The organism is Pseudomonas sp. M47T1, from assembly GCF_000263855.1.
In the GTDB taxonomy this organism is placed as follows: Bacteria; Pseudomonadota; Gammaproteobacteria; order Pseudomonadales; family Pseudomonadaceae; genus Aquipseudomonas.
In genome coordinates this window covers 128,649-141,905 of the sequence record NZ_AJWX01000010.1, presented here as the reverse complement: position 1 = coordinate 141,905, position 13,257 = coordinate 128,649, and the positions used below count along the sequence as shown (strand labels likewise).

At 65.3% G+C, this 13,257-nt stretch carries 11 protein-coding genes; 5 read left to right on the top strand and 6 right to left on the bottom strand.

What is annotated here, in order from left to right; all coding sequences use genetic code 11:
• Window positions 1-3: 3 nt before the first annotated feature.
• From PMM47T1_RS13030 to PMM47T1_RS13015, 4 genes are read right to left on the bottom strand one after another with little or no spacing between them, the layout of a single operon-like run.
• Window positions 4-1,581, bottom strand: coding sequence for an aldehyde dehydrogenase (NADP(+)) (locus PMM47T1_RS13030; RefSeq protein WP_008369440.1), 1,578 nt, complete (start codon window positions 1,579-1,581; stop codon window positions 4-6).
• Window positions 1,582-1,638: 57 nt separating this feature from the next.
• Window positions 1,639-2,586 (bottom strand): dihydrodipicolinate synthase family protein, encoded by a 948-nt coding sequence (locus PMM47T1_RS13025; protein WP_008369438.1) that lies wholly within the window; start codon window positions 2,584-2,586, stop codon window positions 1,639-1,641.
• A gap of 51 nt (window positions 2,587-2,637) precedes the next feature.
• A complete protein-coding gene (locus PMM47T1_RS13020) occupies window positions 2,638-3,564 on the bottom strand; it encodes a 4-hydroxyproline epimerase (RefSeq protein ID WP_008369436.1) in 927 nt (308 codons plus the stop codon).
• A 34-nt stretch (window positions 3,565-3,598) separates the two neighbouring features.
• Window positions 3,599-5,236, bottom strand: a complete 1,638-nt coding sequence (locus tag PMM47T1_RS13015; RefSeq protein ID WP_008369435.1) for an APC family permease — start codon at window positions 5,234-5,236, stop codon at window positions 3,599-3,601.
• A gap of 220 nt (window positions 5,237-5,456) precedes the next feature.
• Between PMM47T1_RS13015 and PMM47T1_RS13010 the strand changes: the two genes are divergently transcribed.
• The 4 genes from PMM47T1_RS13010 (at window position 5,457) to PMM47T1_RS12995 (ending at window position 9,295) form a co-directional block, all read left to right on the top strand.
• Entirely contained in the window at window positions 5,457-6,230 is a 774-nt protein-coding gene (locus tag PMM47T1_RS13010; RefSeq protein WP_008369433.1) for an AraC family transcriptional regulator, read from the top strand.
• 67 nt (window positions 6,231-6,297) lie between these two features.
• On the top strand, window positions 6,298-6,801 hold the full coding sequence (locus tag PMM47T1_RS13005; RefSeq protein WP_008369431.1) for a DUF1543 domain-containing protein: 504 nt from the start codon (window positions 6,298-6,300) through the stop codon (window positions 6,799-6,801).
• A 201-nt stretch (window positions 6,802-7,002) separates the two neighbouring features.
• Window positions 7,003-7,983: an ABC transporter substrate-binding protein gene (locus tag PMM47T1_RS13000; RefSeq protein WP_008369429.1), complete on the top strand. Its 981-nt coding sequence runs from the start codon at window positions 7,003-7,005 to the stop codon at window positions 7,981-7,983.
• Entirely contained in the window at window positions 7,976-9,295 is a 1,320-nt protein-coding gene (locus tag PMM47T1_RS12995; RefSeq protein WP_008369427.1) for an LLM class flavin-dependent oxidoreductase, read from the top strand. Before PMM47T1_RS13000 ends, PMM47T1_RS12995 begins: the two co-directional genes overlap by 8 nt.
• A 5-nt stretch (window positions 9,296-9,300) precedes the next feature.
• Here the strand turns inward: PMM47T1_RS12995 and PMM47T1_RS12990 are convergent, their stop codons facing one another.
• Complete coding sequence (locus PMM47T1_RS12990; protein WP_008369425.1) at window positions 9,301-10,266, bottom strand: ribonuclease Z; 966 nt, start codon at window positions 10,264-10,266, stop codon at window positions 9,301-9,303.
• 202 nt (window positions 10,267-10,468) lie between these two features.
• On the opposite strand from PMM47T1_RS12990, the gene PMM47T1_RS12985 reads away from it, so the two are divergent.
• The gene (locus PMM47T1_RS12985; protein ID WP_008369424.1) at window positions 10,469-11,629 is read left to right on the top strand and encodes a GGDEF domain-containing protein; all 1,161 of its coding nucleotides are present in this window, start codon (window positions 10,469-10,471) and stop codon (window positions 11,627-11,629) included.
• Between the two features lie 153 nt (window positions 11,630-11,782).
• Here the strand turns inward: PMM47T1_RS12985 and PMM47T1_RS12980 are convergent, their stop codons facing one another.
• On the bottom strand, window positions 11,783-13,174 hold the full coding sequence (locus PMM47T1_RS12980) for an MFS transporter (protein ID WP_008369422.1): 1,392 nt from the start codon (window positions 13,172-13,174) through the stop codon (window positions 11,783-11,785).
• Between the last annotated feature and the right edge of the window lie 83 nt (window positions 13,175-13,257).

Here is a 13,257-nt window from a genome sequence, read left to right as displayed (position 1 = left end):
ACGTCAGGCTTCCCGCTGGCCGTCGAGCAACCGACGCAAGTGCAGGGGGTTGGCCTGGCCCAGGGCTACCGGCAACAGGCTGTCGGGGAAGTCCTGGTAGCACACCGGGCGCAGAAACCGCAGGATGGCTGCCGTGCCTACCGACGTGCCGCGGGCATCGGAGGTGGCCGGGAAGGGCCCGCCATGCACCATGGCATCACACACCTCCACGCCGGTCGGCCAACCGTTGACCAGCAGGCGTCCGGCCTTGCGTTCAAGGGTGGGCAGCAGCGCCCTGGCCAGCGGCAGGTCGCTGTCATCCAGGTGCAGGGTGGCGGTCAATTGGCCTTCAAGGTGCTCGGCTACCTGGCGCATTTCGGCCTCGTTGGCGCATTGCACGATCAGCGCCGTGGCGCCGAACACTTCGGTGTGCAGCGCCGGGTCGGCGAGCAGGTGCCGGGCGCTGGTCACGAACAGATGGGCCTGGCCTTGGTTTGGGCCTTGGGCACCAGCACCGCTGGCGGCAAGGTGCGCATGGCTATTGGTGTTCAACGCGCTGACGCCCTGCTGGTAGGCCTGGTAAATGCCGGGGGTGAGCATGGTCTGCGCCGGGCAGTGCGCCAGGTGCGCCGACGCGGTGACGATGAACCGGTCCAGGTCGGCACCCTGGTGAGCGAGCACCAGGCCGGGGTTCGTGCACAATTGCCCCGCGCCCTGGGTCAGGGACGCGATAAAGCCCTGGGCCAACGCGTCGCCGCGTGCGCGCAGGGCCGCTGGAAATAGGAGTACCGGGTTGATCGAACTCATTTCCGCGTACACCGGGATCGGTTCCGGGCGGGCGTGGGCCACGTCGCACAGGGCCAGGCCACCACTGCGCGAGCCGGTAAAGCCCACGGCTTTTACGCGCGGGTCGCTGACCAGCGCCACGCCCACTTCGCGCCCCGAGCCGAACAGCAGCGAAAACACCCCTTCGGGCAAACCACAGTGCTGCACCGCGCGGGCCACTGCCTGGCCCACCAGCTCACTGGTGCCGGGATGAGCGCTGTGAGCCTTGACCACCACCGGGCAGCCGGCCGCCAGCGCCGAGGCGGTGTCGCCGCCGGCCACCGAAAAGGCCAGGGGGAAATTGCTGGCGCCGAACACCGCCACCGGCCCCAGGGCAACCTGCCGCTGGCGCAGGTCGGCGCGTGGCAGGGGCTGGCGTTGGGGCAGGGCCGGGTCAACGCGCGCGTCCAGCCATTGGCCGGCACGCACCACGCGGGCGAAGCTGCGCAGTTGCTGGCAGGTGCGCCCGCGCTCGCCCAGGATGCGTGCGCGGGCCAGGCCGGTTTCCGCCACCGCGCGGTCGATCAGCGTGTCGCCCAGCGCGTCGATTTCGCTGGCAATGGTTTCCAGAAAGGCGGCGCGGTTTTCCAGTGAGGTGTCCCGGTAGGCATCAAAGGCGGCCCAGGCCAGGGTGCACGCCTGCGCCACATGGGCGGCCGTGCCACCCGGGTAGCCTGGTTCCAGCGACTGGTCGGTGGCCGGGTTCATCGCGTGGAGTGCCTCGCGGCTGCCAAGGATGGCCCGTTGGCCAATCAGCATCTTGCCTGTCAACGTCATGGTGCTTCCTTGAAAAAGTAGACGGGGCCGGGCGCGCACGCCCGGTGCGGCAAGGGCTCAGGCCAGGTTCTGCTCGGCCGACCACGCCGCGTACCACTGGCGGAACAGGGTGTACTGCTGCTCGGCGTAACGGCGCTGGGCATCGCTGAGCACGTCGGTTTGGTTGAAGTGCAGGGTGTATTCGGTGTCACCGTTAAGCACCATCAGGTGCTTGTAGTACAGCACCAGGTCGCAGCCTTCATCGAAGGACGACAGTACCGCCAAGGCCGTTTCCAGTTCCCGCGCCAGGCGACGTGCGCGCGCATCGCCCTTGGCCGCCTGCTTACTCAGCGCCACCAGGTGCAGCACTTCGCGTGGCAGGGCGTTGCCGATGCCGGTGATGGCGCCGGTGGCGTTGCAGTTGACGAAACCGTGCACCACCTGGGTGTCGACACCCACCATCAGGGTCACGTCGTCGTCCTGGGAGGTGATATTTTCGGCGGCGTAGCGTAGGTCGGCGGCACCGCCAAATTCCTTGAAGCCGATGAGGTTGGGGTGTTCGCGGCGCAGTTCGAAGAACAGCTCGGCGCGGGTGGCGAAACCGTAGTAAGGGCTGTTGTAGATCACTGCGGGCAGGTTCGGCGCGGCCTGCAGGATGGCGGCGAAGTGGGCCTTTTGTGCCGCAGGCGATGCGCCACGCGACAGCACGCGGGGAATGACCATCAGGCCATGGGCGCCGACTTTCGCCGCGTGCGCAGCATGGGCCACGGCCTCGCGAGTGTTCACTGCGCCGGTACCGACGATGGTCGGTACGCCGGCCGCCACCAGCCGGGCCACGCCTTCCTGGCGCTGGGCTTCGGTGAGCAGCGGCCAGTCGCCCATGGAGCCGCAGTACACCACGGCGCTCATGCCGGCTTCGATCAGTTGGCGACCCTTGGCCACCAAGGCATCGAAGTCGGGCAGGCGGGCGGCGGTGCACGGGGTCATCAGGGCGGGCATGCAGCCGGTGAAAATGTTGTCGGTCATGGTGCTGTTCTCCACAGATTCAGGGTCGAGGCAAAAGGGAATGCGCGGGGCTCAGATGCCCCAGGCGAAAGGGTCCTGTTCGTCGATCAGCAACGTGCTGTCGGCGGTCATGTAGGCGCGGCCGGTAATGAACGGGCGGATGCGCTCGCCCTGCCATTCGAAGCGGCCTTCGAACTGGCTGCCGGTGATGCTGGCCTGTACCCAGCGCTCGCCCTCGGCGAGCTTGCCGTCGGCGGCCAGGCACGCCAGCTTGGCGCTGGTGCCGGTGCCGCAGGGGGAGCGGTCGTAGGCCTTGCCCGGGCACATCACGAAGTTGCGGCTGTTGGCCACCGGGTCGGCGGCGAACAGTTCGACGTGGTCGATCGGGCCGCCGTCTTCACCGCGTAGGCCCTGGGCATCCAGGGCCTTGAGCAGCGCCCAGGTGAAGTCGGTGAGGGCCTCGACGTTGTCCAGGTCCAGGCGCTGATCATGCTCGGCCACCAGGAAGAACCAGTTGCCGCCCCAGGCGATGTCGCCGCGCACGCTGCCGTGGCCGGGGATGTCCACCGGCACGTTGTGGCGGTAGCGGTAGGACGGGACGTTGCCCAGGGTGACGTTACCGTCGGCGTGCAGCACCGCGCTGACCTGGCCCACCGGCGTGTCGATGTTGTGTTCGCCGGGGCCGATCAGCCCCAGGTGGTGCAGGGAATTGACCAGGCCGATGGTGCCGTGACCGCACATGTTCAGGTAGCCGGCATTGTTGAAGAAAATCACCCCGCAGGTGGCGTCTGCCGACACCGGTGCGGTGTACAGCGCGCCCACCAGCACGTCATTGCCGCGTGGCTCCAGCAGGCAGGCGCGGCGCCAGTGGTCATGCAGCTCGCGCAACTCGTCGCGGCGCTGGGCCATGGTGCTGCCGGTCAGGGCCGGGAAACCTGTCATCACCAGGCGCGTAGGTTCACCGCCGGTGTGGGAATCGATCACGTGTACCTGTTTCATGAGTCTGTCCATAACAAGCAAAGAAGGGGAGCGATCAGTACGCACGGGCACCGGGTGGCACGGCGTTGCCAGCTTGTGCGGCGGCTGCCTGCTGCTCGTCGTCATCGGCATCATCGGCGTCCAGCCGCACCAGGTGGGCCGGCACGCCGGTGGCGGCGCCCCAGTAGTAGATGAGCAGCGCGCTGGCAGCCACCGCCAGGGTGTCGAAGGGGTGGCTGAGCACGCCCAGGCCACCGAAACTGCCCAGCCACGACAGCAGGATAGTCACGGCGTAGAAGCCGATCAGCCAGGCCGACGAGCGCACCTGCTGGCCGATGCTGAGGTGGTCGGTGGGCACCAAGCGCTTGCACAGCAGGTACACCACGAACATCACGATTTGCAGGCCCAGCAGCCACGACACAGTGCCCCAGCCCGACCAGTAGACAATCAGTGCGGCGATGATGAACGACACCGGGCCCAGCACGGCGAAACCCTTGACCCGGAACGGGCGCGGCATGTCCGGCGCGTTGCGGCGCAGGGCGGCCACCGAAATGGGCGCGATGGCGTAGCTCAGCACCAGGGCGGCGGACACCACATTGATCAGCGCTTCCCAGGACGGGAACGGCAGGGTCCAGAACACCGACAGGGCGAAGGTCAGCCACAGTGCCGGGCGCGGGATGCCGGATTTTTCGTCGATGCGGGTGAACACTTTGAAGAAGGTGCCGGTGCGCGCCCAGCCGTAGATCACCCGGGGCGTGGCGTTCATGTAAATGTTGCCGCAGCCGCTGGGCGAAATCATCGCGTCGGCCACCACCAGGTAGGCGAGCCAGCCCACGCCCAGGGCCAGGGCGATGTCGCGGTAGGGCAGCGAGAAGGCCTTGCTGATGCCGCCCCAGCCTTCGCTGAGCATGTCGGTAGGCACGCCGCCCAGGAAGGCCAGTTGCAACAATACGTAGATGGCGGTGGACAGCAGTACCGAAAGAATCAGGGCAATGGGGATGGTGCGCTGTGGGTTGCGCACCTCGCTGGCCACAGAAATGATGGGCGTGAGGCCCAGGTAGGCGAAGATGATGCCGCCGGCCGACACGGCCATTTCAATGCCCGACAGGCCAAACGGCGCGAAACCATGCACGGTGAGGTTCTGGGGTTTGAAGAAGGTGAACAGCACGCCGATCACCAGCAACGGCACAATGAACTTGAACAGGCTGATGAAGTTGTTGGCCTTGGCGAAGGTTTTCACGCTGTAGTAATTGAGCGCGAAAAACAGGCACAGCAGGCCCAATTGCAGCAGCCAACCGGCCACCGTGGGGTTGCTGCTGCCGGGTTCGGTCAGCACCGCGAACCAGGCCGCCGCGTACTGCCGGGCCGCGACCACTTCGATGGCCACCAGGCTGGAAAACGCGATCAGGGTAATGAAGCCCATCAGGTAGCCCAGCAACGGCCCATGGGAAAACACCGGGTAGCGCACCACGCCACCGGCGCGGGGCAGGGCAGCGCCCAGTTCGCAGTAGACGATGCCCAGCAGCAAGACGGCGAAGCCGCCCAGCATCCACGAGAAGATGCCGGCCGGGCCGGCAATGGTCGATACATGACTGGCCGCGAACAGCCAGCCGGAGCCGAAAATGGCCCCCAGCCCGATGAATGTCAGGTCCATCAATGAGAGCTGTTTCTTGAATTTACCTTTGCCGGACATGGCGTTGCCTTCTTGTGAGTTATTGATCGGCAGGAGTGATGTCGCTTGGGTGTTGTTGTTCTGTTGTTGGCCATACAGTGAACCTGTGGGCGCCGGTTTACTTGATGGTTTTCTACAGGTGTGATGACGAAATCAGCATAATTGATAATTTCCACCCGTGCGCTGGACAGCCCATCTGGCCTGGGGCAAGCTGCCCGGCAATAGCGGAGGACACACACCGATGGCCCACGATGCACTGGCGCTGCTGGCTCAGGGCAACCCCCTGCAGCGGCCGCGCAACCTCGAGGAAATGCTGGCCGGCGTGGCGCCGTTGTTGCCCATGCTGGACGTGATCCCCAATGCAGTGATCTTCATCAAGGACCTGGATGCGCGCTACCGCCTGGCCAATCGCACCCTGGTGCAGCGCTGCGGTTTCAAGCGCCTGCAACCGTTGCTGGGCAAGACCAGCGCGCAAGTCTTTCCTGCACAATTGGGCCCTGGCTACACCGAGCAGGACCGCCGTGTGCTGGAAGAAGGCCTGGTGCTGGAGGATCAACTGGAACTGCACCTGTATGGCAGCCGCGAACCGGGTTGGTGCCTCACCCACAAGCAGCCGATCTACGACCGCCACCAGCAGATCATCGGCTTGGCGGGCATCTCGGTCGACCTGCAAAGCGCCAGCGCCGCGCACCCGGCCTATCGGCGCCTGGCCGCGGTGGACGAGTACATCCGCGGCCACTTCAGCGGGCCGGTGAGCATGCAGGCGCTGACCCGCATCGCCGGCATTTCCGTGGCGCAACTGGAGCGCTACTGCAAGCGGGTGTTCCACCTCACGCCCCGGCAGATGCTGCACAAGGTGCGCCTGGAACACGCCCACCGCCTGTTGCTCAGTGACCTGCCCATTACTGACGTCGCCATGCAGTGCGGCTACACCGACCACAGCGCGTTCAGCCGCCAGTTCAAGACGTTGACCGGCTTTACCCCTCGCCAATACCGGCAGGCGACGGCGCGCTGAGCGGCGCGTTACCATGGCCGCCGTGAGGGCCGCCGCTTCCTGGCGGCCGCGAAATGGGAAACTCGCCATGCTGTTCGTGGTCATGCTGGGCGGTAAACACCCCCGCGCAAAAATCGAAGTCCATGACGTGGCGTTCGTCGTCGCCGACAGCCTGGAGGCGTGCTATCCGCAGCTGCGGCAAAGCTGGTTCGGCAGCCAGGCCGGCCTGCACATCGACGCCTGGATGCAGGTGGACGGGGTAGCGGACTGGAAAGTGGAACTCAGCCCCCTGGCCCCCAAACCGGGTTCAGCGCGCCTGTACTTCATCAACCTGGGCGGCTACGAAGGGCAGGCCTTTGGCGAGGCGCACCAGTACGTACTGGTGGTGGCCATGAACAAGACGCAAGCCAAGGCCAAGGGCAAGCAGCAGATGCTGGCCCACTGGGGCAAGGGCCATACCGATGCGTTGATGGACGTGGATGACTGCCTGCCAATTGACGAGGTGGGCGGGCGGTATGTGCATTTGGTTGAGGGCGCGCATGGGGGCGTGGTGCAGCGTAATGATTACATCGTGCTGCCGCCGGTCGTGTAGCCACTGCCGAGCAGGCTGCGCACGGTCTCCGGAACACCAAAGAACTGACGCCTTGCACCTAAAAAATGCAAAAAAAACATATTAACTTATTCCTAAAATGAATTTCACATCGATCTCTATGGACGTTAGCTTATAAGCATCGGTTAGCACAGAAACCGCTGATATAACCGTTCGCCTATAAAGCCCCCGATGGAGATTCCCATGCGCACAATCCTGCAGCTGGCCGCCGCCGCGCTGGCCACGTCCATCAGTCTGGGGGCTTCGGCGCTGACCCTGACCGTGGGTGATCAGAGCTATAACACCCGCGCCGTGATGGACGCAGCGGGTGTGCTGGATAACCTGCCCTATACCCTGGAATGGAAACAGTTCACCGCCGGCTCCCCCGTGGCCGAGGCGCTGAATGCCGGCAGCCTGGACCTGGGCCTGCTGGGCGATGCGCCGCCGTTGTTCCTCGGGGCGCTGGGGGCGCCGATCAAGGTGATTGCCGTGACCCAGCAAAACCTCGGCGGCGTGGCCATCGTGGTGGGCAAGCACTCGCCGATCAAGACCGTGGCCGACATTCGCGGCAAGCGCGTGGCGATCTGGAAAGGCTCCTGGAGCCAGCAGTTGTTGTTCGCTGCACTGGACAAGGCCGGGGTGCCCCGTGACGCCGTCGACATTCGCTACCTCAGCGCCCTGGACGCCTCCCATGCTCTGGACGGTGGCTCGGTGGACGTGATCGCCACCTGGGAACCCTACGTGACCCAACAGGAACAACAGGGCGGCCGCGTCATCGCCACGGCACAGGGGTTGATTCCGGCGCAGAGCTTCGTGGTTGGCAACAACCGCTCCCTGGCGGAGAAACGCGCGGCCATCAGCGACTTCCTGCAACGGCTGAAAAAAGCCCGAGAATGGAGCGTCACCAACCCCGCCCACAATGACGCCTACGCCGACGCCTGGGCCGAACGCACCCACGCCGACCGCGACATTGCCCGTGCCTGGTTCAGCCGGGCGAAAACCGACGTGGGGCCGGTCAGCCCGCAGAACATCGCCGATGCCCAGACCACCATCGATTTCTTCAGCGGCCTGGGCCTGATCAAGTCCTACCCGGCCGCCAGTCTGTTCGACACCTCCTATAACGCGGCGCTGCAGCAACCCGCCACCGCCCAGACCATCACCGCCAAGGAAAGCCCCCATGAGTAAGCGACAACTGAAACTCGGCGCCCTGACCATGGGTGTCGGCGGCCCGGGCCGGCACAACCTGTGGCTGGACCCTGAGCTGCCCGCCGACGCCAGCGTCAATATCGACTGGTACATCGACATTGCCCGCCAGGCGGAAGCGGCCCTGTTCGACCTGATTTTCATCGTCGACAGCCAATTCATCACCCCTGGCTCGCCGCCGCATTACCTCAACCGCCTGGAACCCCTGACGCTGCTGTCGGCCTTGGCCGTGACCACCCGGCATATCGGCCTGGTGGGCACATTGACCACCTCGTATAACGAACCCTATAACGTGGCCCGGCGCCTGGCGTCGCTGGACCTGATCAGCAAGGGCCGCGCCGGCTGGAACGTAGTGACCAGTGGCGATGCCGGCACCGCGGGCAACTACGGCCGCGACGAGCACTACGATTACGACACCCGCTACGCCCGCGCCGAGGAGCATGTGCAGGTGGTGCAGGGGCTGTGGCAGTCCTGGGAGGACGATGCCTTTGTTCGTGACCGGGCCAGCGGGCGCTATTTCGACCCGGCCAAGCTGCACGCGCTGAATCACAAGGGCGAGCATTTCGGGGTGGTGGGGCCGCTGAACCTGCAACGCTCGCCCCAAGGCCAGCCGGTGATCTTCCAGGCGGGTGATTCCGAGCAAGGACGTGACCTGGGCGCGGCCATTGCCGACGTGGTGTTCACCCACGCCCCCAGCCTGGAGCAGGGGCAGCAGTTCTACCGCGACATCAAGGCACGTGCGCAGCGCCAGGGTCGCGACCCGGAACAGGTATTGGTGCTGCCGGGCGCCGAGGTATATGTCGCCGACACTGACGAGCAGGCCAGGGCCATCGAGCGTCATTACCATGAGGCCGACCACAGCTTCGAGCAGGCGTTGCTGGAGTTCGGGCGCTCCTTTGGTTGGCACGACTTTAGCCAATACGAGCTGGATGCGCCGTTCCCGGTGCAGGCGCTGGAAGCCGCGCGCAACAGCTTTTTCACCGCCGCCAAGCGCGTCACCGACCAGGCCGTTAGCCAGAACCTGACCTTGCGCCAGGCGGTGCAGGCATCGCGCACCTTGCGCCCCGGTACCTTTGTCGGCAGCCCCGAGACCGTGGCGGCGAAAATGGCCGAGTGGTTCGAGGCGCGCGCCGTGGACGGCTTCAATATCTACATCGGCCACCCCGAGCAATTCCGCCGTTTCACTGAACAGGTGGTGCCGTTGCTGCAGGAACGCGGCGTGTATCGTCGCGAATACCCAGGGCGCACCTTGCGGGAAAATCTGGGCCTGGACATTCCGCGCAACGTGCGTTAAGGGCTTCAGTTCGCGGCCACGGGCACCAGTTCACCGTCGCGCCCCAGGCGATAGCGCTGCAAATCCTCCGCCAGGGTCAAGCGGCCGCTGTAATGCGCGGCGGCTTCCTGCTGTACGTCGTCAATGCTGGGGCTGCGCTGGGGGTTGCTCTGGTACCGGGCGCTGAAATGGGTCAGTACCAGGTTCGGCAAGCCGGCCGCCTCGGCGAACCGCGCCACCGCCGCCGCAGTGCTGTGCCCATAGGTGGTCTGGCTGCGTTCAATCACCGGCACCGTGAAGGTGGCCTCATGCACCAGCACCTGCGCACCCTTGGCCACCTCGGCCAGCAGTTCGGGGCGGTCGTTGTCGCCGCAGACAATGATGCGCCGCGCCGGTCGTGATGCCCGCAGGTAATCCCCAGGCTCGATGAGCCGGCCGTCATGGCTGACGCTGCGCCCGTGGGCCAGCTCGCCCCACATCGGCCCGCGAGGAATGCCATCGTCCTGCAAGCGTTGCACGTCCAGCTGCGGGTCGGGGTTGAGCTCGTCGAACACATAACCGTAGCTGGGCACCCGGTGGGACAGCGCCACCGTGCTGACCTGCATGCTGCCGTTGCTCCAGCCGTCCAGGGTTTCCAGCGCATGCAGGTGCAGGTCGAACGGCAGGTGGGTGTCACTGACCGCCAGGCTCTGGCGTACCCAGGCGTGCAGGGCCAGCGGCAGCACCAGTTGCAATGGCTCGGTGCGCCCGGACATGCCGGCGCTGGCCAGCAACCCGGGCAGGCCGAAGCAATGGTCACCGTGCACATGGGTGATGAAGATCGCGCGCAAGTCGCGCATCGACAGCGAGCTGTGCAACAGCTGGTGTTGCGTGCCTTCGCCGCAATCCACCAGGTACCAGCCCTTGCCGGATGCCTCGATCAGGGCCGTGGCGCTGACGTTGCGGGCCTTGGTGGGCACCCCGGAAGAGGTGCCCAGAAACTGCAGGTCCATTGATGTGGGCTCCTTGTAAAGGCGCAGTGTACCGTGTCTATTACGAGGCGCGGCCCCTGCGTGGCAACACGATGATCATTAACGACTATTCCGAATTGTGGCAATATGCCACCCATCGTGTTGGCGCTTTCGTCCTGCGTAAAAACCCCACGAGCGTTTACAATTAATGCCTTAACCGCACATCACGCAGGCCCGTTCCACCATGTCGCTCGACCCCGTCACCATGCTCACCCTTTCGATCGCGCTCGCTGCTGCCGCTTCCCTTTACCTGGCGATCGAGTGGGGCAGCGTGCGCGAACCTTCGCTGCTGTTCTGGAGCGCAGGCTTCGCCACCATCAGCATCGGCACCATCCTGGCGCTGTTGCGCGGCAGCGGCTTGCTGGTGATTGGCATCTGGTTCGCCAATGGCCTGCTGGTGACGGCGCACGGGTTGTTCCTGCTGGGGGTGGCGCGGTTTACCGAGGCGCGGCTGTCGCGCAACTGGTATCTGATTATCGTGGTCTGGGTGGGCATGCTGTGGCTGCCCAATGACCCGTCGTGGTCCAAGATCATGCTGGCCACCAACTCATTGCTGGTCAGCGTGGTGACGCTGCGGGCCAGTTTCCTGTTACGGCCCCATGGCAAGTCGTTGAGCGTGGGCGCGGTGCAGTTGCGCTACGTGCTGCTGGTGCACGGCCTGTTCTATTTTGCCAAGGCGCTGTCGGTGGTCATCCCAGGCACCTTGATTGACCTGGCGTCGCTGCGCGGTGAAATCATTCAGGTTTCGCTGGTGGAAGGCGCCATGGCGATCATGCTGATCGCGCTGTCCATGACCGGCACCGAGCGTTACCGGCGCGAGAAGCGCATCGCGCGGTTGGCGGCGCGCGACCCGTTGACCGCGCTGTACAACCGCCGGGCCCTGGAAGTACGGGCGCCGCGCCTGCTCGAAGGGGTGTCTGCGGCCCGGCCAGGGGCGTTGCTGCTGATTGATATCGACCATTTCAAGCTGGTCAACGACCTGTTCGGGCATACCGCCGGCGACCGTCTGCTGGTGACCCTGAGCGAAATGATCCGCTCGGTGCTGCCCGAAGGCTCCTTGGCGGCGCGGCTGGGGGGCGACGAGTTTGTCATCCTGCTGGAGAACACCTCACTCGAGCAAGTCGTGAGCCTGGGCGACCACCTGCGCGCGCAGTTTCATCAGTCGGCTTCACAGACCTTTGCCACGCCTGCGGCGGTCACCCTGAGCATCGGCGCTAGCCTGTTCGACCAGGCGCCGGCCAGCCTGGCGGCCCTGATCGAGTTGGGCGATGCGGCGCTGTACGAGTCCAAGCGCGGCGGGCGTGACAGGATCCGGGTGGTGCAGCGGGCCTCGGTGCAGTCCTAGGCGCTGTATGAGTTGCATCCCCGCTCGGCCATGCTGCGTTGAAAACAGGCTCGCAATGCTCATTGACAACCCGTAAAGTCGAGCGCGACCCCGGCCTTTGCTCGCCTGTTTTCGCCTTGCCTGACCTTCGCTGGAATACATGTCATACAGACCCTAGCAGGCCTCTTTGATTGGCAACGCCCTTTCCAATGGGCGCAGCCCTGTAAATGCCATGCCGGCTGCCACCATCAGCAGCAGCGCCGACGCCAACAGTGCCAGGTTCAGGCCGGGCATGAAGGCGTTGGGCTGGGTATCGCGGACCAGGTAGCCGAACACCGCCACGCCAATGATGCCGCCCACCTGCCGCGCCGAGTTGAGCAGCCCTGAAGCAATGCCGGCATGGGTGCCGGCCACGGCCGAGAGCGCGGCGTTGGTGATGGTAGGGAGGGTCAAGGCTATGCCGCTGCCAGCCAGCACCATCGGCACCATCAGCAGCCAGGTCGACTGCGCGGGCAGTGCCGGTATCATCAGTCCATAACCCAGTGCGCTGACCAGCAGGCCCGAGGTGGCCAGTGCCCGCGCACCAACGCGGCCCAGCAGCCGGCCGGCGACAATGTTCATGACCATGAGCACGCCCATCATCGGCAGAAAGGCCAGCCCCGTGGCTTCGGCTGACAGGTGCCGCATGGACTGGAAATACAGGCTCAAAGTGAACACCATGCCGTAGAACGCCAGGTTGGCGATCAGGCCAATGACGGTCGCGCTGCGCACGGTTGGGTCGTGGAACAGCGTCAGGGGCAGCATGGCCGTGGGGTTGTTCGCCTGTAGCCACACGAACAACGCGCCCAGGCCGATGCAGCCCAGGCCCGTGGCGAGAATCATCGGGCTTGCCCAGCCCAATTGGCTGGCCTGGGTCAGCGCGAAGGTCAGGGCCGCCAAGGCCAGCGCGCCGGTCACTTGCCCCGGCAGGTCCATCGACCGATGCCGCTGGGGCGTGGAGGGCGGGGCATGGCGTGCGGTGATCCACAGGCCGATGAGGCCGATGGGCACATTGATGAAGAACAGGCTGCGCCAGCCCAGGCTGGCAATCAGCATGCCGCCAATGACCGGGCCGGCCGCCAGCGCAATGCCACCGCCGGCGCCCCACCAGCCCACGGCCCGTTGCCGCGCCGCGCTGTCGGTGAACAGCTGCTGCAACAACGCCAGTGACGTGGGCACCAGCAACGCCGCGCCCAGGCCCTGGGCCAGGCGCCAGACCATCAGCGCTTCAAGGCTTTGGGCGGTGCCACAGCCGAGTGAAGCCAGGGTGAAAACCGCGTAGCCCAGCATGAACACGCGCTTGGCGCCCATGCGATCGCCGAGGGTGCCGGCCATGAGCAGCAGCGATGAAAACACCAGGCCATAGGCATTGATGATCCATTGCAGGTCGGTGACTTGGGCGTCGAACGCGGTGCGCAGGGCCTGCAAGGCCACATTGACCACGCTGACGTCCATGAGCACCACGAAGAAGCCCAGGCAGGTGGCAATCTGAACCAGTCGTGCAGTGCGGGGGGATGGGGCAGGCATAAGGTGACCTCCAGGTTGGAGAGGCCAGCATACGAGCGCATACTCGGTGCGAAAATTCCATATGGCTGCACAGCATCCTGGAG